Here is a 26,040-nt window from a genome sequence, read left to right on the forward strand (position 1 = left end):
AAGATGCTGTTTGCTGTGATTTGCAAGGACAAGCCCGGAAGCCTGCAGGTGCGCCTCGACTCGCGGCCCGAGCATATCGCCTTTCTCGAAGGGTTGAACGGCGACAAGAAGCTGGCATTCGCCGGTCCGTTCCTTGATGCCGAGGGCAAGCCCAATGGCAGCCTCGTGGTCGTCGAAGCGTCCGACCTGGCTGGCGCCCAGGCTCTGTCGGCCGCCGACCCCTACGCCAAGGCGGGGCTGTTCGAAAGCGTCGAAATCCGCCCGTGGAACTGGACGTTCAACAAGCCGGCGGCTAGTTAATCCCGGTCGCCCGCGCGACGCCAAGGAGGAGAAAGACATGAACTACTGGCTGTTCAAATCCGAGCCATTCAAGTTCTCCTTCGAGATGCTGAAGGCCAAGGGCAAGGCCGGCACGCAATGGGACGGCGTGCGCAACTACGCCGCGCGCAACAACATGAAGGCCATGCAGATCGGCGATCTCGGCTTCTTCTACCATTCCAACGAGGGGCTGAACGTCGTCGGCATCGCTGAAGTCTGCGCGCTTGCCCATCCCGACACCACATCGGACGATCCGCGCTGGGAATGTGTCGACATCCGCGCCGTAAGGGATGTGCCGAACCCGCCGACGCTGGAACAGGTCAAGGCCAATCCGAAGCTTGCCGACATGGCGCTGGTGCGGCTCGGCCGGCTTTCCGTGCAGCCGGTGACGCCGGCCGAGTGGAAGGAAGTCTGCCACATGGGCGGCTTGACGCCGGCTCCGTGACGGCGCTGACGCCCAACAGCGCGAGGCAATTCATTCTCGACAACACGGCGCTGATGGCGCCGCCGCACGTGCCGGAGATCCTGCTTCATCTTGCCGACGAAGCGCATGATTTGTGGCAGCGGACCGAGGATGAGCTGGTCGAGATCGGCCTGCCACCGCCTTTCTGGGCCTTTGCCTGGGCCGGCGGCCAGGGCCTTGCCCGCTATGTCCTGGACAATCCCGGCACGGTGCGGGGCAAGCGCGTGCTCGACTTCGCTTCCGGCTCCGGCCTCGTCGCCATCGCTGCCGCCAAGGCAGGTGCCGCCAAGGTGATCGCAACCGACATCGATCCGTTCTGTGCCACCGCGATCCGGCTCAACAGCGAGATCAACGGTGTCGGGACCGAATTCCTCGGCACGGATTGCATCGGCACCGATGCAGGTTGGGACGTGGTCCTGGCCGGTGATGTTTTCTACGACAAATCTTTCGCGGACCGGCTGATGCCATGGTTCGCAACGCTGAAGGCCCGCGGCGCCGAGATCCTCGTCGGCGATCCCGGACGGTCGTATCTGCCGAAGGCAGGGCTGGAGCCGCTTGCGGTCTATGAGGTGGCCGTCACGCGGGCACTGGAGGATGCGCTCGTCAAGCATACTACTGTCTGGCGGTTTGCTTGACGCCAACGCCGAACAGGCGTTCCATCAAGTTCGCATCTGGAGGGGGAAGCTCATGGATTTTTCAGCAGTGAACTGGCTGGCGGTGATCGCCGCCGCAATTCTGGCATGGCTGTTCGGCGCCGCTTGGTACATGGGCCTGAGCAAGCCGTGGCTGAAAGCCGCCAAGCTCGATCCGGCGACGATGAAGAAATCGCCGCTGCCCTTCGTCATCAGCTTCATCGCCGAACTGGTCATGGCGTACATATTGGCGCTGGTCGTCGGCGCGATGACCGGCGGCGAGCCGACATGGATTGCCGGCCTGGTCTTCGGCTTCGTGCTCTGGCTGGGTTTCGTCGCCACGACGCTCTCGGTCAACCATCGCTACGAGAATTTCGGCTGGGGCCTGACCCTCATCGACGGCGGCCACTGGCTCGGCGTGCTGCTGATCATCGGCGCCGTGATCGGCTGGTTCGGCGCGGCGGCAAGCTGAATCAAAGGCAGTAGGGCAGTAAGGCAGTAGGGGAATAGGGGGCAGACGGCACCGACGCCTATCCCTACTGCCCTACTGCCCTACTGCCCTACTGCCCTACTGCCCTACTGCCCTACTGCCCTACTGCCCTACTGCCCTACTGCCTACTGCCCTTTGTCCGTGGTCCGCGTCTTGGCGACTTCCTCGAGCATCCATTCGCGAAAGGCGACGATGCGCGGATCGTCGCCGGTATTTTCGGGATAGACCAGGAAGTAGGCGAACTCGGGCGCCACCCGCAGGCCGAGTTCGAAAGGCTGCACCAGCCTGCCCAGGGAAAGGTCGTTCGCCACCATGGCGAAATCGGCGAGCGCAACGGCATTGCCGTCGAGCGCTGCCTGGACGGCATCCGTGGAGTTTCCGAAGACGACGGTCCGGCTGTCGTCGAAATCATTGATGCCGGCCGCCGCCATCCACATCCGCCAGTTGGGCCATGTCACGCCTTGCCGCGACCATTCGATATGCGCAAGCGTGTGATTGAAGAGGTCGCGCGGCTCACGCAGCGGCGGACCGGACGTCAAGAGGCTCGGGCTGCACACCGGAATGAGGATGTTGTCGAACAGCCGGTGGGTGCGAAGACCCGGATATTTGCCGGCGCCGAAACGGATGCCGACATCGATGTCATCGAGTTCGAAATCCCGCACTTCATAGGCAATGTCGAATCGCAATTCGATATCGGGGTGATGCTTGCGAAAATCGTCGACGCGTCGCATCAGCCATTTTGACGCGAACTGCGCGTCGAGCGTTACCTTCAAAAGGGCGGTGCCGCGCGCCAGCTTTTGCGCCCGCGAAACGGCCCGGCCAAGCAGGTCGAGCGCGTCGGCCGAGGCATCGAACAGCACCGTCCCCGCCTCGGTGAGCCGGATGGTGCGGCTGGTGCGTGTGAACAGCACCAGCCCGAGTTGATCCTCGATTTCCTTGATCTGATGGCTGACGGCGGCCGGTGTCAGGCCGAGCTCGTCGGCGGCGCGGGTGAAATTGAGGTGCCGGGCCGCTGCTTCCAGCGTCCTCAAGGCACGAGTCCCGGGCAGAAGACGAGCCATCCTATCCTCAAATAAAACTTGATGATCCAGAGAAAACTACTCGTTTCTCGCAGGGATTTCAATCTGGCATGATCCCATCATCGACACATCATCAAGCCGGATTTGATATCCGGAGACAACGGATCATAACCATGTCCATCATCGTTTTGAATTCATCGACACCCCGCCCGGCCTGGCTGGCCGAAACCCTCGACTGGCTGCGCCACGCCCGGGTCGCGATACGCCTCGCCCGCCGCGACATTGCCTACCAGGACGTCGAGGATCTCTCCGATCGCCAACTGCGCGATATCGGCGGCGAGCGCCGTGACGTCGCTCGCGCAATGGACAGAGAACTTGGCCGGCTGGGCCTGCTCGACATCGGTTGGCAGAAACCTGGTCGTAGGGGAATAGGGGAATAGGGGAATAGGGGAATAGGAAAAATTAAGGCTGCGCCGGGACTGTCCCTACTCCCCTACTCCCCTACTCCCCTACTATCTTACCACCCTCACCACCGTCCGATCCGACAGCAGCGGCAGCAGTCGCGCCATCGTACGAGCCGTGACAGCCACACAGCCTTGCGTCGGCGTGAAGCCGGGGCGCGCCAGATGGAAGAAGATGGCGCTGCCGCGCCCGCGCCGGCGCGGCGACAGGTTCCAGTCGAGCACAAGACAGGCGTCGTAGAGCCGGTCGTCGCGCCGCATGCGTTCGTGGCTGGCGCCATAGGGTATCTTGACGGGCCTGTTGTAGTTGCGGTCGTCAGGCACTTCGCACCAGCCCAGATCGGGCCCGATCGGCGTCATCGCCAGACGGGTCCTGCGGCCGCTGGAGAACTGATCTCCCCGGAAATACCCCGACAGTATCCGCATCGCGGCCAGCGGCGTGGCGCCATCGCCTTCGCGCTTGCCGGCCGAGATGCCACCGCGCCCCAACGCACAGGCAAACACCGTTTTCCCGGCCTGCAGCAGGCCCTGGCTTGAATGCCCAGGCCTGGCCCGCACGGTCAGCACACGCAGCCCTTTTCGCAAAATTGCGCCGGCTGCATTGCGATCGTGTTTTTTCTTGTATGATCGTGCCACGGAACAAATCACTGTGAACGGCTGTTGCGCCGGTCAGCTTCCGCATAAACAGGCAGCGGTCAACTGAATTTTCTTTTCAAAACAACGGATTGATCCATGACTTCACGCACCATACTGATCGTCGACGATGATGATGACCTGCGCGGCACACTGGTCGAGCAATTATCCCTTTATGAGGAATTCGACGTGCTGCAGGAATCGACTGCGGCAAAAGGTGTCGCCGCAGCGCGCGGCGGCCTCATTGATCTGCTCATCATGGACGTCGGGCTGCCCGACATGGATGGCCGCGAAGCGGTGAAGATCCTGCGCAAGGGCGGTTACAAGGCGCCCATCATCATGCTGACCGGTCACGACACCGATTCGGATACGATTCTTGGTCTCGAGGCCGGCGCCAACGACTATGTGACGAAGCCGTTCCGCTTTGCCGTGCTGCTGGCACGCATTCGGGCGCAGCTGCGCCAGCATGAGCAGAGCGAGGACGCCACCTTCTCGGTCGGGCCCTATACTTTCAAGCCCAGCCAGAAACTGCTGCTTGACCCGCGCGGCGGCAAGGTGCGGCTGACGGAGAAGGAAGCCTCGATCATCAAATATCTTTATCGCGCCGACCAGAAGGTGGTGACGCGCGACGTGCTGCTCGAGGAAGTATGGGGCTACAATTCCGGTGTCACCACGCACACGCTGGAAACCCATGTCTACCGGCTGCGCCAGAAGATCGAGCGCGATCCTTCCAATGCGGAAATTCTTGTGACAGAAAGCGGCGGCTACAAGCTGGTTCCTTAAACATTTCATTATCCAATGAGCGGTCGGGCGGGGCCGCTTTCGGGTACGATCCAGTTGGAGGGTGGTTTGGATCGAACTCGCAGAGGAGGAGTCGGACTGTCGGTTCGGGGACATAGCTAGATGGCGCTGGATGACGACATCCGCGTCCTGTCCGCCGTGAGGCTCTTCGAGGGCTTCACGCAGGAACAATTGCGCCTGCTCGCCTTTGGCGCCGAGAACACCAGGCTGATTGCCAACCACAAGCTTTATCGCGAGGACGACGAGGCCGATTCCGCCTATATCGTCGTCAGCGGGCGCATCGTGCTCTACCGGGAGCAGGGTGGTGAACGCATCCCGATTGGCACGGCAGGCCCCGGCACGATCCTGAGCGAACTGGCATTGATCGCCGACACCAATCGGTTGACCAGCGCCTCGGCCGAGATCGATTCGGAAGTGATGCGGCTCAGCCGCAAGATGTTCCGCCGCATCCTGGAGGAATATCCCGAGATCGCGGTCAAGCTCCACCAGCGCATCTCGGAGGAATTTCAGGCGATGATCCGCCGCATCGAGGAACTGGCGCCGCGCTTCTCCGGCTAAAGGCTGCCCGCCTGCGAAGCTGTTGTTTCGCGGCCAAAGGCGGAAGCGCGGCAGCGTTTTCAACGACATTGGCCGCGATGAACTGATCGTGGCGCACTGCGGCCGGAGCGGGAATCGCCAATGGCTCGTTCATCCGGACGCCCGGATCCAGAGGCAAGGGTCCGTTGACAGGCATGAGGTGAAATCCTAAAGCACCTCGAAGGCGGCCGGCACAGCAGGCGCCACCACCACCAGGCTCCTGGGGGGAGCGAGCCATGCCGTCAGGGCGGTACGAGACGATTATCTTGTATTCCCGCAATGACGCGTTCGGCGACGGATTAATCCGGATTCCGGCTTTGCGCGCCGCCAGAACGGCATTCCCTGATAGTTTCATCGTCTACGGAACCACCCGATCGTCGTCCCTTGAACATAGCCTCAATCGCCATGCCGGCCATTTGGTCGATGCGATCAATGTGCGGACGTCCCTGGCGTGCCTGATCGCCGGTCACTGCAACGGCAAGGGGCGGTTGGCCGTGGTCGATTTCCGCATCTCGGCGCGTTGGCTGCTTCAAGCCTCGGCATCACTGCTCGGCCGCGGCATCGCCTATGAGGCAAACTTTCCGGCTTTCGCCCTTTCCTGGCGCCTGGGCCAAAGGCCTGAAGCACGACCCGGGCACAATGCCTGGCGCTACCACCGTCTCATCGAACGCCTTGCCGGCAAGCGGCTGCCTTTCGATCATCGGCTGGAGCCTGGCCCGGCCGCACGAGCGGCGGCCAGGGGCCTTGCGCATGGCAAGCATGCTCCGTTGATCATTATCGCGGCGCACGGCAGCGCCAGCAAGCGCATGTCGGCGGATCAGGTTGCCGCGATCGCCGACGGCCTGATCGCCGACGGGGCGGACCTTCTCTATGTGAAAACCCCCGGCGATGGTCCCGATATGGCTGAACTGGCTCAGCGCGTACCGAAGCTGCGGCTTGTTGATTCCGCCGCGATCGAGGGTGTCGATATCGGCGACATCTTGCTGGCGCTCGGCGAGTTTGCCGATCTTTACATCGGCGCCGAAGGCGGTACCGCACATCTCATGGCAACCGTGATGACGCCGATGGTTATCCTCAGTGGCGGCGCCAACATGGCCCGTTGGAGGCCGCTTTCGAACTGCGTGGACGTGATCGAATCCCGTCTTGCAAGCCCGACCGGCCTGGTCGCCAATGTGCCTGCGTCGACAATCATCGAAGCGGCGCAACGGATGCTGGCGACGCGCCACCGCGACCATCCCCATCTGCCGTATCTCGCAGGCCTGTCAGCGCAGCAATTTCGCGACAACGACATGCATGACGACTTGAAGCGCGCCGTTTGAATTTGAGTTCATCGCGCTTCGAAGTGTACTGGGATTCAGGTCGGCCACTTGCAGGCCGGCCTCACCTGAACACCGACGCCATGGTACAATGGCCATCGTACTCGGGTCACTGGCTTCGGCATAGGTCAGCACTCGTAATCTTTTCGAATGGAGTTCCTCTCAGGCCTCAATGAGAATAGACAAATGCCAGAGAACAACGCGTCGCGCACCAAGCATGGCGGCGAATGGACGATAGCCTGGCGCTTGGTCGTACTGGCGGCGACGGCGATTAATGTTGCGATGCTCTTAGCCGCGCTGTTCATCGCGCAAATTCGTGGCCTGGACGCCTGGATCTTTTATCGAGATCCATCTGCAGCCGCCGAAGTCGGCTTCTATACGGGGTGGATTTCGTCCCTGGGTGCTTCGCTATGGATCGGCACCGGCGCTGCGACCCTGTTTGCTGGCCTGCTCACGCATCGATCGGATTGCACGTTTCTCGGCGGCCTTACCCTGTTCTTGGGCCTCGATGACCTGTTGTTGATCCATGAGGACGTGCTGCCCATTGTAGGGATACCGGAGATCGTTCCGATGATTGTCTACGCCGCCGCCGGGTTGTTCTGGTTCTTTCGGCTGCGACGAAAGACATTCGACGGCACGATCGTCTTTGTGGCCGCAGGCTTCCTGCTCGCGATGTCAGCATCCATCGACCAGCTCGGAGAGCTGTTTCCTACCCCTGGTTCTGCGGCCGCCATCGCCGAAGACGTCGTCAAAGAGCTTGGCATCTTCCTTTGGGCGGCAGGTGCCGTTGGGTACGCGGCGATGGTGACACGATTGGGCCGTCCGTGGGTGGATCCAGCCGACTCCACCTCTACCGACTGACTGCCGCAGGCCCCGCATCTTCGAGCAGGCTAGTCCAGATCGAACCGCGCGATCACAGGCACATGGTCCGACGGGCGCTCCCAGCCGCGCGCCGGACGCAGGATCTCGTAGCCGGAAAAGCTGGGCACCAGGTTCGGCGACGACCAGACATGGTCGAGGCGGCGGCCGCGATTGGACAGCTCCCAATCCTGCGCGCGATAGCTCCACCAAGTGTAGAGCTTCTGCTCATCCGGCACGTTGAGCCGCATCAGGTCGACCCAGTTGCCGGCGCGCCGCATCGCCTCGAAATTTTCTGTCTCGACCGGCGTGTGGCTGACCACGTTGAGCAATTGCTTGTGCGACCAGACGTCATGCTCGAGCGGGGCGATGTTGAGGTCGCCGACCAGCACCGAGCCGGACACCTCGTCATGTTCTGCCCGGATGGCATTCATCTCGGCAACGAAGTCGAGCTTGTGCTTGAACTTCCTGTTGATGACGGGATCCGGTTCGTCGCCGCCCGCCGGAACGTAGAAATTGTGGAGCAGGATCGCCTTGCCGCCGGCCCGCACCGTGACCGAGAGGTGCCGGCTGTCCTCGATTTCGCAAAAGCGTCGCTTTTCGACCACCTCGATCGGCCGCCGCGCCACCGTCGCGACGCCGTGGTAGCCCTTCTGGCCATGGAATGCGGTGTGCTCGTAGCCGAGCTTGCGGAAAGCCTTTTCGGGAAACAGTTCGTCGGGAACCTTGGTTTCCTGCAGGCACAGCACGTCGGGCGCATGCTCGACGAGCAGGCGCTCGACGATCGGCATGCGCAGGCGAACGGAGTTGATGTTCCAGGTGGCGATGGAGAAGGGCATTGGCAATCCAGGACAGCGTGCAGCCGGCCAGAACCGATGGGTTCCGGCGGGGAAGACGCCTTTTGACGGAGTCAGTCCAAGAAATTGCCAGCCGCGGGCCGCAAAGACAAGCCGGGCCACGCCCGACGAGGCGCGGCCCGGTGCTTTCCACAGCTATAACAACTGGGTTAGCGCGCCTTGTTGGTGTTGAGCTCGCGGTTCGCCGTGTAGTCGATGGCGAAAGTATCCGGCGCGAAGCTGACGCCTTCCTTGGTGTTGAAGATCATCACCGTCGTATCCTTCCCCTGCGCGTCGGTGATCGTCCACTGCCGCAAATCGAAGGTTTTCGGATCGAACATCATGGTGATCTTCGAATTGCCGAACACCGATTTGTCGGCGAGCTGGATGGTGGTGAGGTCATCCTCCTGCTTGACGCTTTTGACGCGGTCGCCGGAGAGGTCGATCCTGGTGTCGAGCAACAGCTTCAGAGGCGTCTTAGACAGCGGATAGAGATCGGACGTGTTGAGCCTCTTGTTCAGGATGACCACCGACTTGCCGTCTGAAATCACCCGGAAGTTTGAAGAGCCGTCATAGTTGAAGCGGATCTTGCCTGGCCGTTCGAGGAAGAACTTGCCGCCGGTCTGCTCGCCCTTGGGGCCGAACTGCACGAATTCGCCGCTCATCGATTTGACCGAGGAAAAGTGGTCGGCGATCTTCTGCGCCGCAGCCGGCACAGCCGCCTGCGCCGAAGCCAGCACCTGGAAGCCGGGCACCGCGTTGAAGGCTGCCGCCCCCGCAAACGCCAGGCCGAGGCCCAGCAACTGACGCCGGGATGGAGCAAATGTGCTGAGCGCTGAAAGATCATTTTTCATGTCGGTCACTCTCATCTGATTCCTGAGTTGTTCTGTGCTTGGACCCCCAGTTAGGCTGAAATTTGGCGGGTCAGGCGTCCCTTGGTCGCTTCAACGCCTTGAAAGGTTCAAGGTTGCCGGACCGGGATGTCACAAGGGTCAGGCTTTCCAGTCAGAACTTGTCCTCTTCGGTCGGCACCAGGATCTCGCGCTTGCCGGCATGGTTGGCCGGGCCGACGATACCTTCCTTTTCCATCTTCTCGATGATCGAGGCGGCGCGGTTGTAGCCGATGCCCAGCCGGCGCTGGATATAGCTGGTCGAGGCCTTGCCGTCGCGCAGCACCACGGAGACCGCCTGATCGTAAGGATCGTCGGAATCCTCGAAATTGCTGTTGCCGCCGCCGGACCCACCCTTGCCCGACGGCTCGTCGTCGTCCTCGCCGTCATCCTCGGTGATGGCGTCGAGATATTCCGGCACGCCCTGCAGCTTCAGATGCGCGACGATCTTCTCGACCTCTTCATCGGCGACGAACGGGCCGTGCACGCGCTGGATGCGGCCGCCGCCGGCCATGTAGAGCATGTCGCCCATGCCGAGCAGCTGCTCGGCGCCCTGCTCGCCCAGAATGGTGCGGCTGTCGATCTTGGACGTCACCTGGAAGGAGATGCGGGTCGGGAAATTGGCCTTGATGGTGCCGGTGATGACGTCGACCGACGGCCGCTGCGTCGCCATGATGACATGGATGCCGGCGGCGCGCGCCATCTGCGCCAGGCGCTGCACGGCGCCTTCGATGTCCTTGCCGGCGACCATCATCAGGTCGGCCATCTCGTCGATGATGACGACGATATAGGGCATCGGCTCGAGATCGAGGTTCTCGGTCTCGTAGATCGCCTCGCCGGTCTGGCGGTCGAAGCCGGTCTGCACGGTGCGTGAGATCTTCTCGCCCTTCTTGTCCGCCTGGCTGACGCGGGCGTTGAAGCCGTCGATGTTGCGCACGCCGACCTTGGACATCTTGCGGTAGCGGTCCTCCATCTCGCGCACGGTCCATTTCAGCGCCACCACGGCCTTTTTCGGATCGGTGACGACGGGCGTGAGCAGATGCGGGATGCCGTCATAGACCGAGAGTTCCAGCATTTTCGGGTCGATCATGATCAGCCGGCAGTCCTGCGGCGTCAGCCGGTAGAGCAGCGACAGGATCATGGTGTTGATGGCGACCGACTTGCCCGAGCCGGTGGTGCCGGCGACAAGCACGTGCGGCATCTTGGCAATGTCGACGATGACCGCCTCGCCATTGATGGTCTTGCCCAGCGCCAGCGCCAGCTTGGCCTTCGTCGTCTCGAAATCGCGGCTGGCCAGAATCTCGCGCAGATATACGGTCTCGCGCTTGGCGTTCGGCAGTTCGATGCCGATGGCGTTGCGGCCTGGCACCACCGCGACGCGGCAGGCGATGGCGCTCATCGAGCGGGCGATGTCGTCGGACAGGCCGATGACGCGTGACGATTTGATGCCGGGCGCCGGTTCGAGCTCATAGAGGGTGACCACCGGGCCCGGACGGACGGCGATGATCTCGCCCTTGACGCCGAAATCCTCCAGCACGCCTTCGAGCAGGCGGGCGTTCTGTTCCAGCGCGTCCTTGGACAGGCTGGCGTCGCGCACCACGTTCTTCGGTTCGGAGAGGAAGTGCAGCGACGGCATTTCGAATTTTTCCGAGCCGATCAGCGATGTTTGCGCCTCGCGCTGCACACGGGCGCCGGGCACGGGGCGCGCCGCCGGCGCCTCGACGCGGGTGGCGGCATCGGAGCGGAACGGCTGCACCTTGGCGGTCGGCGCGCCGCGCCGCTGGCTGACGGGCTCGTCCTGCTCGAAATCCATGTCGTCGTCGGTTTCGAAGATATCGGCATCGTCGGGGTCGAGCGAGGCGCTGCGGTCATTGACCATGGCGGCGAAGAATTCGGGTTCGACGCGGGCGCGGCCATCCTGGCTCATCCGCTGCTCGGCAAACTCCGCCGATTCGACCCGTTCGGCGGCGCGCCGCCAGGCTGTGGAGCGCTGCTCCATCTCCGGCTCGTACTCGTCCCGCTCCTGCCTGCGGCGCAAGGCACGGCGGTGCATCCACGCGCGCAGCGACAGCCACCAATGGGTGATGGCGCCGAGCGCCAGGATACCCTCGTCGCCTTCGTCCTCGTCATTGTCGAACAAAAGGTCGTCCTCGCGCGGATCAACGGCGGGCTCGTCCTCCATGACGGCGAAGCCGTTCTTGCGTCCGATCAGCGCCGAGCCATGGGCAAAGAGCCACAGCGCGGGTGCGGCCAGCAGGATGGCGATGATGCTGGCGATCAGCCCGGTCGGATAGCCGCCGATGACGACGCCGGGGATCTTCAGCACCATGTCGCCAAACACACCGCCGAGGCCCGTGGGCAGCGGCCAGGTCTTGGGCGGCACAACGCAGCCGACCATCGCAGCGGCCAGCAGCGCGAAGCCGAACCAGGACAGCCCGCGTTTGGGCAGCCTGTCGACACCGCGCGCGGAAAACAGCAGGAAGCCCCAGATGACCGTCGGAACCAGGGCGGCGACGGCGGCGAGGCCGAAGAACTGCATGGCGAGGTCGGAGAACACGGCACCCGCATAGCCCATGGCGTTGGTGACGGTGTTGTTCGTCGCGTGGGAGAAACTCGGATCGGCGACATTCCAGGTGGCAAGGCTGGCAACGCCAAAGGCGGCCAGCGCGAACAGGCCGACGCCGACCAGCCGCCCGACCTGACGCCGCGCGAACGCCTGGATGCCGTGCCCCGTATCGGTCAGCGCGAGCGGTGCTGAAGCCCCTGAACGCATGCTCTTCCCCGTCTGTCATGGTCTCGCCGGGTGCGTGGCGCACTCCGGCAGATTCGGGTCTCAGACTATCGGTGGGAAGGTTAAGGGCGCATTAACTATAAGAGGTTGAGATGATCAAACCTCGTTACTGCCGGTTGAGCCGCTCGAGGCAATGATGGACGACGGGCCGATGGAGCTTCCATCGAACGACACAATGGCGGGCTGGCAGCCCGCCATTGGTCGTCTGGAACAAAGATCGGGTCTCGGCCCGATCGCGGCAAATCAGTTGGCGCCGCCGAGCGCCTGCACATTGGCGCAGAATTCCGCATGCGGCTTGCTCATCGCCGCATCCTGGCATTCCTTCTTCATCGCTTCCTGCTTTTCCATCGGCATGGCCATGAAGGCTGTCTTGAAATCCGCCATCGGCTTCATGGTTTTCATGCCGGAGTCCGTGAAGAACGGCGCCATGTTGTCGGGCTCATCCAGAGCACCGGCAAAAGCCACGCCGCCTATCATGGAAAGCGCAAGCGCTCCGAGGCAGATGTTCTTGAGGTTCATGAGATGGTTTCCTTCCCTGTTGTTGGCACGAGCGTCAGAACGACGATCGCCTCCACTGTTCGGAACCAGAGCGGTCTTTGTTTCCTCAAAAAACCTGATCACCCGAACGTGATTGCGTGAAGCCGCCCATTGCCGGAATGGCTTGCCAAAAAAAGAGGCCCGGAGGTGATCCGGGCCTCAATGCGTGAACTCCTTTCGGGAGCGTCACGACGGGATGGGAGAATACGAGGCGGCCGAGGCCGCCTCGCACAGGGCTTACGAGTGATAGGCCGCTTCGCCATGCGAGGTGAGGTCGAGGCCTTCGCGCTCTGCGTCGGCTGTCGGACGCAGGCCGATGATCAGGTCGACGATCTTGTAGAGGATGGCGCTGCCGATACCCGACCACAGCAGGGTCACCAGGACACCCTTGGCCTGCGCCAGGAGCTGGGTGGCCGTGCCGGCATAGCCGGCAGCAAAGTCGGCCGTCGAATAGTCGACAATGCCGGCGCCACCGAGGGCAGGATTGACCAGGATGCCTGTGCCGAGCGCGCCGATGATGCCGCCGATGCAGTGGACGCCGAAGACATCAAGGCTGTCGTCGTAGTCGAACGCGTTCTTCACCACCGAGACGAAGAAGTAGCAGACGAAGGTGGCGACGATGCCGAGCACGATGGCGCCCATCGGGCCGGCAAAGCCGGCAGCGGGCGTGACGGCGACGAGGCCGGTCACCGCACCCGAAACAGCACCAAGCATGGAGGCTTTGCCGCGCAGCAGCGATTCAAGCACGATCCAGGTGACCGCCGCCGCCGCCGTGGCGACGAAGGTATTGATCATGGCCAGCACCGCATAGGCGTTCGCTTCAAGGTTCGAACCGGCGTTGAAGCCAAACCAGCCGACCCACAGCAGCGAAGCACCGACCATGGTCAGCGTCATCGAGTGCGGCGCCATGAGGTCCTTCTTGTAGCCGCTGCGCTTGCCGATCATGAGCGCGCCGACGAGGCCGGCAATGCCCGCATTGATGTGAACGACCGTGCCGCCGGCGAAGTCGATGGCGCCGAAGCTGAAGATGAGGCCGGTCGGATCGCTATAAGCGCTCGGGCCGCCCCAGAACCAGACCATATGAGCGATCGGGAAGTAGATGAAAGTGACCCACAGGATCACGAAAAGGATCAAAGCGGAGAATTTGACGCGTTCGGCGAAGGCGCCGACGATCAGGGCCGGCGTGATGCAGGCGAAGGTCATCTGGAAGACGACGAACACCAGTTCAGGAATGGCGACACCCTTGGTAAAGGTTTCCGACAGGGTCGTCACATCGACGCCGGAGAGAAACATCTTGGAAAGGCCGCCGACGAAGGCGTTGCCCGGGGTGAAGGCGAGGCTGTAGCCGTAGAAAACCCAGATGATCATGACCACGCTGGTGATGGTAAAGACCTGCATCAGCACCGACAGCATGTTCTTGCTGCGAACCAGGCCGCCGTAGAAAAGCGCAAGGCCGGGAACCGTCATCAACAGCACCAGAACGGTGGAAATCATCATCCACGTGGTGTCGCCCTTGTCGACGGTGAAAGCTGGCGCTGCTGCAGCCGCGGCGGGAGCCGCTTCCTGCGCGAATGCGGCGACCGTGCCCAATGCTCCGAGTGCGAACGAGCCCAGCAGCGCGGAGCGCGCCACTGACTTCAAGGTGGAAGGAATATTCATTGAACTCTCCATTGGAATACGTGATCGCCGCTCAGAGCGCGTCGGTGTCTGTTTCGCCGGTGCGGATGCGCACCGCCTGATCGATGCCGAAAACGAAGATCTTGCCGTCGCCGATCTGGCCGGTCTTGGCGGCGGCGGTGATGGCTTCGACGGCCTTGTCGACCATGTCGGCGCTGACCGCGACTTCGATCTTGATCTTCGGCAGGAAGCTGACCGCGTATTCCGCCCCGCGATAGATCTCCGTATGCCCTTTCTGACGCCCGTAGCCTTTGACTTCGGTGACGGTCAGGCCCTGGATGCCGACGGCGGTAAGCGCTTCGCGTACCTCGTCGAGCTTGAACGGCTTGATGATTGCCATCACGATTTTCATAAGGTTTCACCCTTTGCTGTTGCGGTCCCCCGCGTTTGCACACCTTCACCGATCCCAAAGAGCCGGAGAGTGCCCACAAGGATTCAAGCTCCGTGCCAAGTGCCGAAGCAGGGTGTTAACCCATTGTAAGCAAACAGTTTCGGGAGCGCACCGACGCAACCTGCCCACAGCTGCGGCGGTGCATCTGCTTAAAAGTTAGGCAATTTTTGGAAAATGCCTACTCTGCAGGCGGTCGCTTAAGCCGGATCAGCCCTTCCTGCGCAACCGAGGCGATCAGCGTGCCGTCGCGGGCAAATAGCGACCCGCGTGTAAAGCCGCGCGACCCCTGTGTCGACGGGCTGTCCTGCGTATAGAGCATCCAGTCGTCGAGCGCATGGCTGCGATGAAACCACATGGCGTGGTCGAGGCTCGCCGCCTGGATATCGCGATCGAAAATGGCGCGGCCATGCGCGAAGGTCGATGTGTCGAGCAGCGTCATGTCGGAGAGATAGGCGAGCACCGCCGCCTGGATGGCGCGGTCCGCCGGCACCGGACCGGTGGTGCGGATCCAGATATTCTGCTTCGGCTCCAGCTTTTCGCGGCTGGTGTAATGCTTCAGCATCACCGGTTTCATCTCGATCGGCCGGTCGCGCTCCCAGTAGCGTTTGATGCCATCGGGCACCGCCTCGCCGAATTTGCCCAGCAATTCGCGTTGCGACAGCAATGTGTCCGGCCCCGGAACGTCCTGCGGCATCGGCACCTGGTGCTCGAGACCGACCTCGTCCTGCTGGAACGAGGCTTCGAGCGAAAAGATCGCCTGGCCGTGCTGGACCGCCACCACGCGCCGCGTGGTGAAGGAGCCGCCGTCGCGAATACGGTCGACCTCGTAGACGATCGGCACCTTGGTGTCGCCGGGCCGCATGAAATAGCCGTGCAGCGAATGCACGTACCGATCGGGATCCACTGTCCGCTGCGCCGCCACGAGCGCCTGGGCGATGGTCTGGCCGCCGAACACGCGCTGCCAGTCGAGCAGCGGGCTGCGACCACGATACAGATTGTGTTCCAGCTTCTCGAGGTCGAGAATGCCGAGAAGCTCGTCCATAGCTGCCGTCATATTTCGCGCCCTCACCGCAGAAGTGTTATGGCGGTTTCCGACAGGACGGACAGGCAGTCAAGGGTGCAGGACCCGGCGGCGCGCAGGAGCGAAGATGATGGAACGCAAGGCGGACACGAAAACCGGGGCAAACGCGAAAACAAGATCTGGGCTCGATGTCCTGGTCGCCGGCGCCGGCTATGTCGGCCTGGCCGCCGCCGTATCGCTGAAGCAGGCGCGACCGGGTCTCGCCATCGCTCTCGTCGATGCCGCACCTGCTGGCGCCTGGCAAAGGGATGGCCGCGCCTCGGCCATTGCCGCCGCCGCCTGCCGCATGCTCGACCAGCTCGGCGTGTGGGCCGAGATCGTGCCCCAGGCGCAGGCGATCACCGAGATGATCATCACCGATTCGCGCACCGCCGATCCGGTGCGTCCGGTCTTCCTGACCTTCGACGGCGAAGTGGCGCCGGGCGAGCCTTTTGCGCATATGGTCGCCAACAGGGTGCTGAACGGCGCCTTGCGGGCCCGTGCCGAAAAACTCGGCATCGACATCATCGAAGGCGTCGCCGTGCAGGGGTTCGAGACCAACGGCGCCGGCATCACCGTTCACCTTGCCGACGGCGCGACCCTGAAGGCCCGGTTGCTGGTCGCCGCCGACGGCGTCAACTCGAAGCTGCGCGACATGGCCGGCATCAAGACGGTGAAGTGGGAATATGGCCAGTCGGGCATCGTCTGCACCGTGGCGCATGAACGCCCGCATAACGGTCGCGCCGAAGAGCATTTCCTGCCGGCCGGCCCCTTCGCCACATTGCCGCTCAAGCCCGGCGAGGACGGCACCAACCGATCGTCGATCGTCTGGGTCGAGCGTACGCCCGACGCCGAGAAGCTGGTGGCCGGTGACGATCTCCTCTTCGAACACGAACTCGAACAGCGCTTTGGCCTGAAGCTTGGCGAGATCCGCGTTGCCGACAAGCCGCGCGCCTGGCCGCTCGGCCTGACCATTGCGCGCGCCTTCGTCGCACCCCGCATCGCGCTCGCCGGCGATGCCGCCCACGGCATCCACCCGATCGCCGGCCAGGGCCTCAATCTCGGCTTCAAGGATGTCGCGGCCCTTGCCGAGGTGATCGTCGAGGCCGACCGGCTCGGCCGGGACATCGGCGCGCTCGACGTGCTCGAGCGCTACCAGCAGTGGCGCCGCTTCGACACGGTGCAGATGGGTGTCACCACGGACGCGCTGAACCGGCTGTTTTCCAACGATATCGGCCCGCTGCGCACCGTCCGCGACATCGGCCTCGGTCTCGTCGAACGCATGCCGCGCCTGAAGGATTTTTTTATCCGGCAGGCGTCGGGACTGTCCGCCAGCACGCCGCGGCTATTGAAGGGCGAGGCGATCTGATCGATTCAGCGCCCCCCCAACGTCGTCATCCTTGGGCGCAGCGACGCGAAGCGGAGCGAAGACCCCAGGATGACGAAAGCGATGGCGTTTCCGCCAATCGCCCAAGGTAGGCGCTCAGTTGACCTCGAAACCCAGCTTCTGCCGCAGCCGCAATATCCTCTGGTCGGATATTTCGAGGCGTTTCTCGCCGCCCTGGGCGGCGCGGTTGACCATCTGCAGCAGATCGTTTCGCTCGGCGACATCGAGACGTTCGCGTAGAAACGGCGCCAGCTTGTCGATGACAACGGTGGCGTCGTCGACTTGCGCCGCCGCCCATTTGGCATAGATCACCGCCTCGTCGGTCTTCTTCTTGTCGGCGATCTCGGAAATCACCGCGCGGATGACGGCCTCGCGCTGCGGCAGGATGGGCCCATCCTCGGAGACGATTGATGTGATCAGCGTAGCCGCCGCTACGACTGGATCATCGATCGCCGTCAGCGGCGACAGCGCCGCCTGCTTGCGCAGCTTCTTGCGGCGTACCGAGCCCTGAACCCGGCCAATGACATCGGCAACGTCACGCGCGGCCTCGTTCATGGCCTTCATCCGGTACCACCAGAACGCCGCCGCGCCTAACACGCCAAGGATAGCAATCAGGAAAGGCATGTCGAAATCCCCAAGAACCCCGGCGACGATAGGAGAACTCTCGCCTTGCTTCAACACGCAAAAGTTGCGCACGGAACCGAAGCCCGAACGCTCAGCCCGACGCTCTGGTTTTCGAAGCAGCCACAACGCTGGCAGGGCTCTATGACCCCGGTATGTCGTAGATCGCCCGGACCTCGATCGTGCCGAGTTCGGCCAGTGGAATACCAGCGGCAATGTCCAGCGCCGCTTCGAGATCTCCGGCCTCGATCATGACGAAACCAAGCAATTGCTCCTTGGTCTCGGCGAACGGCCCGTCGATAACCAGCCGCTTGCCCTGACGCCGCCGCACGGTTTTGGCTGTTTTCACCGATTGCAGCGCCTGCGCGACGATCAGCAGGCCGCTCTCCTCCAGCGCCCGGTCGTAGGCCAGCGAATCGGCGTCGAGCTTGGCCGACCTTGCCGGGGTCAGCGCATGAAGATCCTTTTCCTCACCATAAACCAGGCAGACATATTTCATTTCCAGCCCCCTTGCCGCTGTGAACCATAGGATGCGCCGACGACGGCATCGGTGTTGCCACTGACCGCCGCCGCATGATCGAGCAGGCATGCCGCGATGCCGATGACGGCAACCGCCGCCAGAAGCCGGCCAAAGCCGGACGCCGGCGGACGCAGCCAGAAGTCTTCTTCTCGTCGCCCGGCCCCGCAGCCTGCACCTTTCCACGATGCAAAAAACATATTGTCCATGTGGACCTCCATCCGGCCACAAATCCGTGGTGGCCATCCGCAGGACGGGCGAAGCAGATCAAAGTCGACATTTCTGAACCGGCATTTTCGGAAAAATCTGGCCACCGGTGCCGGCACGGTGCGGTGGTTCAAAGAGCGCAGTGGCCTTCGCGTCCGAGCGCGCTATAGTTGACCGGACGCCGGCTCGGCCTCGACAACGAACCCCAACCACGACAACCAAGGAGGAATTCATGGACCGCACCGCAAACGCCGTCTGGAAAGGCAATCTGAAAGAGGGCACGGGCACGCTCGACACCCAGAGCGGAACCTTGAAGGGCACGCCCTATTCGTTCAAGGCGCGCTTCGAGGACGAGAGCGGCAAATCCGGCACCAACCCGGAAGAACTGATCGCCGCGGCGCATGCGGGCTGCTTTGCCATGCAGTTCTCGCATTTCCTGGCCGAGAACGGCACGCCTGCCACCGAACTCGACGCCAAGGCCGTGGTGACGCTGGTTCCAGGCACCGGGATCACCGGCAGCGCCCTCACCGTGGTCGGCAAGGTGCCCGGCATCGATGCGGCGAAATTCACCGAGCTGGCCGAGAAGGCCAAGGCCGGATGCCCGGTCTCGAAGGCGCTCGGCGCCATAAACGTATCGCTTGATGCCCGGCTCGGCTGAAAGCGCTGCATCCGTGTAAGACCCGGCGCGAACACCCAGGCGCGCGCCGGCCTATGCTCCCAGCGCGTCCAGGCGAGCGCGCAGTGCGGCGATTTCCTGCTCCAATGCCTCCAACCGCGCCTCCAGGTCGGAAGCAGGCAGGGCCGATGCACTTCGCTGCACCGAAAGGGCGGCAACGTCCACCGGGCCGCTGAGGAGATGAACGTAGCGGTCCTCGCGCTGGCCTGGTCCGCGCGGGATTTCCTGGATGAGTGGCGGCCGACGTCCGATCAGCATGTCGAGTTCGGCGCGCAGATCTTCGATCGACGAGAACCGCGCCATGCGCTCGCCGCGCGCCAGCAGTTCATGGGCCGTCTGCGGCCCGCGCAGCAACAGCAGGCCGATCAAAGCAGTCTGCGGCGTGGTCAGCGAGAAGCGCTGCGCCATCTGGTGCTCGTAGCGCTCGACGCGCGAGCCGAACATCTGCCGCACCAGTCCCTTTTGTTCAAGCAGCTTCAGCCCCCGGTGCACCTCGGTCTGCTCCAGTGCCATCACCGGCTCGCGCGCCGTCTTCTGGTTGGCGGCGGCCAGTGCTGCGTTGAGCGTCAGCGGATAGACATCCGGCGTCAGCTCTTTCTTCTCGATCAGGCAGCCGAGGATCCGGGCTTCGCTGGGAGAGAGGATGGGAAGATCGTCGCTCATTGGACTAAATCCTTTCTGAGGCCGGCGGGACAGCGCCCCCCTCTGTCCTGCGGGACATCTCCCCCACGTGGGGGGAGATCGCCAGCTTCGCCGAGCGCGCGTCATCCTTCAACCTTTGAGATTGGCTAAAGCCGCGATGACAGCCAATCTCCCCCCACGTGGGGGAGATGTCCGGCAGGCAGAGGGGGCGCTACGGATCGCTACATCCGAGGTTTGCAGCAAATCCGCTCCGCCTAGACCCTTCTCTCCACCATCATCTTCTTGATCTCGGCGATCGCCTTGGCCGGGTTGAGGCCCTTGGGGCAGGTCTGCGCGCAGTTCATGATGGTGTGGCAGCGATAGAGCCGGAACGGGTCTTCGAGGTTGTCGAGCCGCTCGCCGGTGGCCTCGTCGCGGCTATCGATCAGCCAGCGATAGGCCTGCAGAAGCGTTGCCGGGCCGAGATAGCGGTCGCCGTTCCACCAGTAGCTCGGGCACGAGGTCGAGCAGCAGGCGCACAATATGCATTCGTAGAGCCCGTCGAGTTTCTCGCGGTCCTCATGGCTCTGCAGCCACTCCTTGGCCGGCTCCGGCGACACCGTCTTCAGCCAAGGCTGGATCGAGGCATGCTGGGCATAGAAATTGGTGAGGTCGGGCACAAGATCCTTTACCACCTGCATATGCGGCAGCGGGTAGACTTTTACCGCGCCGGAAATGTCGTCGCAGCCCTTGGTGCAGGCGAGCGTGTTGGAACCGTCGATGTTCATGGCGCAGGAGCCGCAAATGCCTTCGCGGCAGGAACGCCGCAAGGTCAGCGTCGGGTCGATCTTGTTCTTGATCCACAGCAGCGCGTCGAGCACCATCGGCCCGCAATCGTCCATGTCGACGAAATAGGTGTCGATGCGCGGGTTCTCGTCATCGTCCGGCGACCAGCGGTAGATGCGGTATTCCCGCAGATTGGTGGCGCCCTCCGGCTTCGGCCAGGTCTTGCCCTGCTGGATCTTCGAGTTCTTGGGGAGCGTGAGTTCAACCATGTTCGATCCTCAATACACCCGGGCCTTGGGCGCGATCTTGGCGAGGCTGATGCCGCCGTCCTTTTCAGCCAGCTGCGGCTCGGTGTGCACCGGCCGGTAGGAGAGCGTCACCTTGCCGTCTTCGCTGAGCCTGGCCAGCGTGTGCTTGCGCCAGACAGCGTCGTCGCGCGCCGAAAAGTCCTCGCGTGCGTGTGCGCCACGGCTCTCCTTGCGCGCCTCGGCGCTGTAGACCGTGGTGATGGCATTGGCCATCAGGTTTTCCAGCTCCAGCGTCTCGACCAGATCGGAGTTCCAGATCATCGAGCGGTCGGACACTTTGATGTCCTTCAACTCGCCCCAGATCTGCGAAACGCGCTTGCAGCCGCTTTCGAGGGACTCCTGCGTGCGGAATACGGCCGCGTCTTCCTGCATCGCCTTCTGCATCTTTTCACGCAAGCTGGCCGTCGGCGTCGAGCCATTGGCGTGGCGCAGCCGGTCGAAGCGGTCCATGATCTTTTCGACCGAGGCTTCGTTGGGCGAAGGGATCGCCGACTTGCGGTCGATGACCTGGCCGGCGCGGATCGCGGCCGCGCGGCCGAACACCACAAGATCGATCAGCGAATTCGAACCGAGCCGATTGGCACCATGCACTGAGGCGCAGCCGGCTTCGCCGACAGCCATCAATCCGGGCGACACCTGGTCTGGATTGATCGCCGTCGGATTGAGCACCTCGCCCCAGTAATTGGTCGGCACGCCGCCCATATTGTAGTGGACCGTGGGCAGCACCGGAATCGGCTCCTTGGTCAGGTCGACACCGGCAAAGATCTTGGCCGATTCCGAAATGCCCGGCAGCCGCTCATGCAGGACGGCGGGATCGAGATGGTCGAGATGCAGGAAGATGTGGTCCTTGTTCTTGCCGACGCCGCGACCCTCACGGATTTCCAGCGTCATGCAGCGCGAGACGACGTCGCGCGAGGCAAGGTCCTTGGCTGACGGCGCATAGCGCTCCATGAAGCGCTCGCCCTCGGAATTGACGAGATAACCGCCCTCGCCGCGCGCACCCTCGGTGATCAGGCAGCCGGCGCCATAGATGCCGGTCGGGTGGAATTGCACGAACTCCATGTCCTGCAGCGGAAAGCCGGCACGCGCGGCCATGCCGCCGCCGTCGCCGGTGCAGGTGTGCGCCGAGGTGGCCGAGAAATAGGTGCGGCCATAGCCGCCGGTCGCCAGCACCACCATCTTGGCCGAGAAGCGGTGGATGGTGCCGTCATCCAGGTTCCAGGCGAGAACGCCGGTGCAGGTGCCGTCCGGCTCCATGATCAGGTCGAGCGCGAAATACTCGATGAAGAACTGCGCGTTGTTCTTCAGCGACTGGCCGTAAAGCGTGTGCAGGATGGCATGGCCGGTGCGGTCGGCGGCGGCACAGGTGCGCTGCACCGGCGGGCCTTCGCCATAGTTCATCATGTGGCCGCCGAACGGCCGCTGGTAGATCTTGCCCTCTTCGGTGCGCGAAAACGGCACGCCATAATGTTCGAGCTCGTAGACCGCGGCCGGCGCTTCGCGCACCAGATATTCCATGGCGTCGACATCGCCCAGCCAGTCCGAGCCCTTGACGGTGTCGTACATGTGCCACTGCCAGGAATCGGGACCCATGTTGGACAGCGAGGCGGCAATGCCGCCTTGCGCCGCCACCGTGTGCGAGCGGGTCGGGAACACCTTGCTGATGCAGGCGGTGCGCAGGCCCTGTTCGGCCATGCCGAGCGTGGCGCGCAGGCCGGCGCCGCCGGCGCCAACGACCACCACGTCGAACTTGTGGTCGACAAAGGTATAGCCTGCCGTGTTGGCTTGTTTCGCGTCCTTGGCCAACTCAGCCTCCGAATGCCAGCTTGAGCAGGGCGAAGATCGAGGCGACGCCGACCGCTATGGTGAAAAATGTATTGAGCGCGATCAGCGCCAGCTTCATGCCTTCGCCATGCACGTAATCCTCGATGATCACCTGCATGCCGAGCCGCATATGGGTAAGCCCGGAAATAAGCACCAGGGCCATCACCAGCGCGACGAACGGGTTGGCAAGAGCTGCCCGCACACGTGCGTAGTCGGCGCCGTTGAGCGCGATCAGGAAGCCGACGAAGAACAGGATCAGCGGGATGTTGGCGATCGCGGTCAGGCGCTGGCGCCAGAAATGCCCGGTGCCCTCGCGGGCGGAGCCGAGGCCGCGGACCCTCGCCAGCGGCGTGCGCATGTCGGTGTTTTTGCCGCTCATGGTCAGGCTCCCCGCGCCATATAGCCGGCGATCCAGATCAGCAGCGTGAGCAGGATCGAGCCGGCCAGCGTCGCCCAGGCGATCTTCGAGGCGGTATGCTTCTCGAGGCCGGCGCCGGTGTCCCAGACCAGATGGCGCACGCCACCCAGCATATGGTGCATCAGCGCCCAGGTGTAGCCGAACAGGATGAGCCGGCCGAGCCAGGTGCCGAAGGCCCAATTGGCCCAATCGAAAGTCGCCTGCGAGCTGGCCGCCGCCATCAGCCACAGGGCGACCAGCAGCGTGCCGAAATACAGCGCCCCACCGGTGATGCGGTGAATGATCGACATCGTCATGGTGATCGGCGGCCGGTACACGGTGAGGTGCGGCGAAATCGGCCGTTCACGTCTGGCAAATTCGCGGGTGGCTGGTGATTTGCTCATGGCTCCCCCAGTTCGGCGTCTCTCTGGAGCCTCAGGTGGAAATGCGGCATTGCCGCTTCCGGTTGCGACTTCGGACAGCCGGTTTCTAATGCTCTTTTTGCACCGCGTCAAAGCCAGAAAACCGTTTCGAAAACGTAATTTAGTCTGACTAAAAGGCCGGCTTAGGCTTCAATCGATTAGGCCGGGAGGCCCGAAGCCGGCTCGATATCGCTGCAGTGCAACATGTCTGGCCCAAGGGCCCGGCGGTGTTGAGATTAGCCCTAGCGTTTGCAGGTCTGCGGCGTCGACCCCTTCTTCATCACCAGCGCCTCGCGTCCGTCGATCACGATTGCGTCATGCGTGGCCGCCTGGTAGCGGCTGCTCTGGTTGGCGGGCGACGCCGCAAACTCCTCCGTCGCGCCGTCGGACCCGACCACACGCAACGACGTGCCTAGATTTTGGATGGAGATCATACCGTTGTTGCCGCATCTGTAAGTGGCCGTGCCTATGCCGGATCGCGGCGCGGTAAGGTCGGTGATGATCTTGGTTGAAGCTGCCGGAGGCGCCGCGGCTGCGACGGACTGCTGAGCCGGCGCAGGTGAGACGACGACGATATTGGCCGCCTTCGGCGCGCCGTCCTGTGGCACACAGCCAGCGACGACACCGAGCAACGGGAAAACGGACGCCCAAATCGGCCGGCGTAGTGCCATATGCTGTCCTCCCGCGCAGCAAACCAGCCGCGATGCTCTGCCAAGATCAAGGTCATCCCGACGCCGAGACGGACACCAGCCGCGATGGTGCGGCCAAGCATGGCCGAATGATGACCACCGGGTTTTCCATCCAGTCGGATATTAACGAATATTAACCATGTTTACCGAGACGTCGCCGCCAAACGCGCCGGCCTCTTAACAAAGGTTAAGAAAACGTTAATTTCTGATTCGAGGAGGCTTTCCCTCAAGACACGGAGGACGCCATGCGTTCGAATTCAGGCAGATCGCGCCTTGCGGTGCTCATCGTAGCGGCCTCGGTCGTTGGCCTTGCAGCGCCCGCGCTCGCAGGCGCCCGGCATCAGGATCGTGTCTACGCTGATTCCTTCGGCAATCTCGTTATCGACAGCGCCGCCGGCTACAAGCGCATCATCGTTGGCGAAGGCAGGCTGGCCAAGCAGCTCTCCGACTACACCAGCGCCGGCCAGCCCAAGGTGATCTACGAGAACGAAGCCGACGAAATCACCGGATACAGCGATTGCTATCGGCCGCCGGTGCTGGTGAAGGGCCGCTCCTATATGTACGGTCTCTCCGACGGCGAGATGCCCGAACTCAGCCCCTGCCGCTAGCCTCGATACCGGCTGACAACCAGTTGCCAGCCGGTCCGGCGGAGACGCGCACGCAATCGCGCCCGGCATTCTTCGCCTGATAGAGCGCCTGGTCGGCGCGCCGCATCAGATCGGCAAAGTCTTCGCTTGGATGAAGTTCGGCGACGCCGAAGCTCGCGGTGCAGCGGTTGTCGGCCGGCAGCCCGTCGATGGGCAGCGCGCCGAAGGCACTGCGCGTGCCCTCGGCGAACAGCCGCGCCGCGGCAAGGTTGGTTCCCGGCAGGATGATGGCGAACTCCTCGCCGCCAATCCGGCCGGCAACGTGATGCGCGGCTGCAGCTTCGCGCAGGAAGCCTGCAAAAGTCTCGATCACCCGGTCGCCTGACGCATGGCCGAAGCTGTCGTTGACGCTCTTGAAATGATCGAGATCGGCGATGACCAGTGCGACCGGCACGCCTTGCCGCATCGCGCCAAGCACCGCCAGCTCGGCATGCCGGGTGAAGCCGCCGCGGTTGAGCAGGCGCGAAAGCGTGTCCGTCTCCGACTTCGACGTCACTTCGGCAAGCACGTCGCGAACCAGGATGGCCAGCATCAGCAGCGCCAGCGCCAGCGCAAAGACAGTGCCGAGCGATTGCGACACCAGCGCGTAGTTGCTTTGCAGGTAGGCCTGCGGATTGGCGCCCCAGCCACCAAGCGCATGCGCGATGAACGGTTTGGAGGCAAACTGCAGACCGCTCGCCGCCAGCACGGCCATCAACATGCGATCGAGACGGGCAAGCTTTTGCCTCGATGACCAGACAATGGCCAGCCCGACAAACTGCATGACCGCATAGGGAAGCTGGTAAGCCATGATGCGGATCAGCGACTGGCGGGGCAGATCCTGCACGAAATACACAGCTATGGTGGTGGTCAACAGGAACAACAGCATCGGCTTCCAGGGCAGTGCCACGCCGTATTTGCGGGCAAGCCCGCCATTGAACGCAATGGTGGCGGCAAGGAAAACCGCGAAGGCGGCCACGACCGGGAGCCGCGCGTCGGAGAAAGCGGGAATGGAGAATTCGATGGCCGAATAGGCCATGCCCAGCAGATAGCCAAATGCCAGCCAGCGCGCCGGCGCGCGGCCGACATCATGGAAGGCGACCGCCATGAAGGATGCCGCCAGCAGGCCGGCAACCGACAGATTGATCAACAGGATGAAGTTAGCGCCGCTCATGTTCTCCCGCACCCGCGCCGACAGCTAATCATCGAC

The 26,040-nt window shown here is 63.1% G+C and carries 31 protein-coding genes; 12 read left to right on the forward strand and 19 right to left on the reverse strand.

The window, feature by feature from the left end; translation table 11 throughout:
* Positions 1-3 precede the first annotated feature (3 nt).
* Genes NKJ67_RS15830 through NKJ67_RS15845 form a run of 4 tightly spaced genes read left to right on the forward strand, consistent with a single transcriptional unit; the run spans position 4 to position 1,885 of the window.
* Positions 4-300 carry a YciI-like protein gene (locus tag NKJ67_RS15830; protein WP_128306096.1) on the forward strand — a complete coding sequence of 99 codons (297 nt, stop codon included), beginning with the start codon at positions 4-6 and terminating at the stop codon, positions 298-300.
* 37 nt (positions 301-337) lie between these two features.
* Positions 338-763: an EVE domain-containing protein gene (locus NKJ67_RS15835; RefSeq protein WP_128306097.1), complete on the forward strand. Its 426-nt coding sequence runs from the start codon at positions 338-340 to the stop codon at positions 761-763.
* On the forward strand, positions 760-1,416 hold the full coding sequence (locus NKJ67_RS15840; protein WP_128306098.1) for a class I SAM-dependent methyltransferase: 657 nt from the start codon (positions 760-762) through the stop codon (positions 1,414-1,416). The genes NKJ67_RS15835 and NKJ67_RS15840 overlap by 4 nt, the downstream gene beginning before the upstream one ends.
* A gap of 52 nt (positions 1,417-1,468) precedes the next feature.
* The gene (locus NKJ67_RS15845) at positions 1,469-1,885 is read left to right on the forward strand and encodes a DUF1761 domain-containing protein (RefSeq protein ID WP_352581902.1); all 417 of its coding nucleotides are present in this window, start codon (positions 1,469-1,471) and stop codon (positions 1,883-1,885) included.
* Positions 1,886-2,028: 143 nt separating this feature from the next.
* On the opposite strand, the gene gcvA is transcribed toward NKJ67_RS15845, so the two are convergent.
* Positions 2,029-2,964 carry a transcriptional regulator GcvA gene (gene gcvA / locus NKJ67_RS15850; protein ID WP_023811236.1) on the reverse strand — a complete coding sequence of 312 codons (936 nt, stop codon included), beginning with the start codon at positions 2,962-2,964 and terminating at the stop codon, positions 2,029-2,031.
* Positions 2,965-3,095: 131 nt separating this feature from the next.
* On the opposite strand from gcvA, the gene NKJ67_RS15855 reads away from it, so the two are divergent.
* Entirely contained in the window at positions 3,096-3,362 is a 267-nt protein-coding gene (locus NKJ67_RS15855) for a hypothetical protein (RefSeq protein WP_023811237.1), read from the forward strand.
* A 72-nt stretch (positions 3,363-3,434) separates the two neighbouring features.
* On the opposite strand, the gene NKJ67_RS15860 is transcribed toward NKJ67_RS15855, so the two are convergent.
* The gene (locus NKJ67_RS15860; RefSeq protein WP_206638052.1) at positions 3,435-3,971 is read right to left on the reverse strand and encodes a L,D-transpeptidase family protein; all 537 of its coding nucleotides are present in this window, start codon (positions 3,969-3,971) and stop codon (positions 3,435-3,437) included.
* Between the two features lie 144 nt (positions 3,972-4,115).
* Between NKJ67_RS15860 and NKJ67_RS15865 the strand changes: the two genes are divergently transcribed.
* The 4 genes from NKJ67_RS15865 to NKJ67_RS15880 all read left to right on the forward strand — a co-directional run bounded on the left by NKJ67_RS15865 (position 4,116) and on the right by NKJ67_RS15880 (position 7,570).
* On the forward strand, positions 4,116-4,799 hold the full coding sequence (locus NKJ67_RS15865; protein WP_013528898.1) for a response regulator transcription factor: 684 nt from the start codon (positions 4,116-4,118) through the stop codon (positions 4,797-4,799).
* Positions 4,800-4,919: 120 nt separating this feature from the next.
* Entirely contained in the window at positions 4,920-5,375 is a 456-nt protein-coding gene (locus tag NKJ67_RS15870; RefSeq protein ID WP_023811239.1) for a cyclic nucleotide-binding domain-containing protein, read from the forward strand.
* Positions 5,376-5,629: 254 nt separating this feature from the next.
* Positions 5,630-6,712 carry a glycosyltransferase family 9 protein gene (locus tag NKJ67_RS15875; RefSeq protein WP_352581903.1) on the forward strand — a complete coding sequence of 361 codons (1,083 nt, stop codon included), beginning with the start codon at positions 5,630-5,632 and terminating at the stop codon, positions 6,710-6,712.
* A gap of 183 nt (positions 6,713-6,895) precedes the next feature.
* Complete coding sequence (locus NKJ67_RS15880; protein WP_352581904.1) at positions 6,896-7,570, forward strand: DUF8692 domain-containing protein; 675 nt, start codon at positions 6,896-6,898, stop codon at positions 7,568-7,570.
* 29 nt (positions 7,571-7,599) lie between these two features.
* On the opposite strand, the gene NKJ67_RS15885 is transcribed toward NKJ67_RS15880, so the two are convergent.
* The 7 genes from NKJ67_RS15885 to tesB all read right to left on the reverse strand — a co-directional run bounded on the left by NKJ67_RS15885 (position 7,600) and on the right by tesB (position 15,743).
* Positions 7,600-8,406 (reverse strand): exodeoxyribonuclease III, encoded by an 807-nt coding sequence (locus tag NKJ67_RS15885; RefSeq protein ID WP_352581905.1) that lies wholly within the window; start codon positions 8,404-8,406, stop codon positions 7,600-7,602.
* A 167-nt stretch (positions 8,407-8,573) separates the two neighbouring features.
* Positions 8,574-9,257, reverse strand: coding sequence for an outer-membrane lipoprotein carrier protein LolA (locus NKJ67_RS15890; protein WP_127260135.1), 684 nt, complete (start codon positions 9,255-9,257; stop codon positions 8,574-8,576).
* A gap of 151 nt (positions 9,258-9,408) precedes the next feature.
* Positions 9,409-12,066: a DNA translocase FtsK gene (locus NKJ67_RS15895; protein WP_352581906.1), complete on the reverse strand. Its 2,658-nt coding sequence runs from the start codon at positions 12,064-12,066 to the stop codon at positions 9,409-9,411.
* A 261-nt stretch (positions 12,067-12,327) separates the two neighbouring features.
* On the reverse strand, positions 12,328-12,603 hold the full coding sequence (locus NKJ67_RS15900; RefSeq protein WP_013528891.1) for a hypothetical protein: 276 nt from the start codon (positions 12,601-12,603) through the stop codon (positions 12,328-12,330).
* 255 nt (positions 12,604-12,858) lie between these two features.
* Positions 12,859-14,280 carry an ammonium transporter gene (locus NKJ67_RS15905; protein ID WP_352581907.1) on the reverse strand — a complete coding sequence of 474 codons (1,422 nt, stop codon included), beginning with the start codon at positions 14,278-14,280 and terminating at the stop codon, positions 12,859-12,861.
* 31 nt (positions 14,281-14,311) lie between these two features.
* The gene (locus NKJ67_RS15910) at positions 14,312-14,650 is read right to left on the reverse strand and encodes a P-II family nitrogen regulator (RefSeq protein WP_013528889.1); all 339 of its coding nucleotides are present in this window, start codon (positions 14,648-14,650) and stop codon (positions 14,312-14,314) included.
* Between the two features lie 217 nt (positions 14,651-14,867).
* Entirely contained in the window at positions 14,868-15,743 is an 876-nt protein-coding gene (gene tesB / locus NKJ67_RS15915; protein WP_352442082.1) for an acyl-CoA thioesterase II, read from the reverse strand.
* Positions 15,744-15,840: 97 nt separating this feature from the next.
* Here tesB and NKJ67_RS15920 point away from each other — a divergent pair, with 97 nt between their 5' ends.
* Complete coding sequence (locus NKJ67_RS15920; protein WP_352581980.1) at positions 15,841-17,118, forward strand: ubiquinone biosynthesis hydroxylase; 1,278 nt, start codon at positions 15,841-15,843, stop codon at positions 17,116-17,118.
* Between the two features lie 114 nt (positions 17,119-17,232).
* Here the strand turns inward: NKJ67_RS15920 and NKJ67_RS15925 are convergent, their stop codons facing one another.
* The 3 genes from NKJ67_RS15925 to NKJ67_RS15935 all read right to left on the reverse strand — a co-directional run bounded on the left by NKJ67_RS15925 (position 17,233) and on the right by NKJ67_RS15935 (position 18,483).
* On the reverse strand, positions 17,233-17,760 hold the full coding sequence (locus tag NKJ67_RS15925; RefSeq protein ID WP_352581908.1) for a hypothetical protein: 528 nt from the start codon (positions 17,758-17,760) through the stop codon (positions 17,233-17,235).
* 139 nt (positions 17,761-17,899) lie between these two features.
* The gene (locus NKJ67_RS15930; RefSeq protein WP_127322673.1) at positions 17,900-18,256 is read right to left on the reverse strand and encodes a YciI family protein; all 357 of its coding nucleotides are present in this window, start codon (positions 18,254-18,256) and stop codon (positions 17,900-17,902) included.
* Positions 18,253-18,483 (reverse strand): hypothetical protein, encoded by a 231-nt coding sequence (locus NKJ67_RS15935; protein ID WP_352581909.1) that lies wholly within the window; start codon positions 18,481-18,483, stop codon positions 18,253-18,255. The genes NKJ67_RS15930 and NKJ67_RS15935 overlap by 4 nt, the downstream gene beginning before the upstream one ends.
* A gap of 230 nt (positions 18,484-18,713) precedes the next feature.
* On the opposite strand from NKJ67_RS15935, the gene NKJ67_RS15940 reads away from it, so the two are divergent.
* Positions 18,714-19,139, forward strand: a complete 426-nt coding sequence (locus NKJ67_RS15940; protein WP_127322672.1) for an OsmC family protein — start codon at positions 18,714-18,716, stop codon at positions 19,137-19,139.
* A 51-nt stretch (positions 19,140-19,190) separates the two neighbouring features.
* Here the strand turns inward: NKJ67_RS15940 and NKJ67_RS15945 are convergent, their stop codons facing one another.
* The 6 genes from NKJ67_RS15945 to NKJ67_RS15970 form a co-directional block, all read right to left on the reverse strand.
* Positions 19,191-19,820: a YceH family protein gene (locus NKJ67_RS15945; protein WP_352581910.1), complete on the reverse strand. Its 630-nt coding sequence runs from the start codon at positions 19,818-19,820 to the stop codon at positions 19,191-19,193.
* A 233-nt stretch (positions 19,821-20,053) separates the two neighbouring features.
* Positions 20,054-20,833, reverse strand: coding sequence for a succinate dehydrogenase iron-sulfur subunit (locus NKJ67_RS15950; protein ID WP_127382861.1), 780 nt, complete (start codon positions 20,831-20,833; stop codon positions 20,054-20,056).
* Between the two features lie 9 nt (positions 20,834-20,842).
* On the reverse strand, positions 20,843-22,678 hold the full coding sequence (gene sdhA, locus NKJ67_RS15955) for a succinate dehydrogenase flavoprotein subunit (RefSeq protein ID WP_127382862.1): 1,836 nt from the start codon (positions 22,676-22,678) through the stop codon (positions 20,843-20,845).
* A gap of 1 nt (position 22,679) precedes the next feature.
* Positions 22,680-23,075, reverse strand: coding sequence for a succinate dehydrogenase, hydrophobic membrane anchor protein (gene sdhD, locus NKJ67_RS15960; protein WP_352581911.1), 396 nt, complete (start codon positions 23,073-23,075; stop codon positions 22,680-22,682).
* 2 nt (positions 23,076-23,077) lie between these two features.
* A complete protein-coding gene (gene sdhC / locus NKJ67_RS15965) occupies positions 23,078-23,497 on the reverse strand; it encodes a succinate dehydrogenase, cytochrome b556 subunit (RefSeq protein WP_032900823.1) in 420 nt (139 codons plus the stop codon).
* 260 nt (positions 23,498-23,757) lie between these two features.
* A complete protein-coding gene (locus NKJ67_RS15970; protein WP_352581912.1) occupies positions 23,758-24,186 on the reverse strand; it encodes a hypothetical protein in 429 nt (142 codons plus the stop codon).
* Positions 24,187-24,449: 263 nt separating this feature from the next.
* Here NKJ67_RS15970 and NKJ67_RS15975 point away from each other — a divergent pair, with 263 nt between their 5' ends.
* On the forward strand, positions 24,450-24,812 hold the full coding sequence (locus NKJ67_RS15975; protein WP_352581913.1) for a hypothetical protein: 363 nt from the start codon (positions 24,450-24,452) through the stop codon (positions 24,810-24,812).
* Here the strand turns inward: NKJ67_RS15975 and NKJ67_RS15980 are convergent.
* Entirely contained in the window at positions 24,796-26,004 is a 1,209-nt protein-coding gene (locus NKJ67_RS15980; protein WP_352581914.1) for a GGDEF domain-containing protein, read from the reverse strand. The genes NKJ67_RS15975 and NKJ67_RS15980 overlap by 17 nt on opposite strands.
* Positions 26,005-26,040: the final 36 nt, after the last annotated feature.

Source organism: Mesorhizobium sp. M0088 (assembly GCF_040322895.1).
GTDB lineage: Bacteria > Pseudomonadota > Alphaproteobacteria > Rhizobiales > Rhizobiaceae > Mesorhizobium.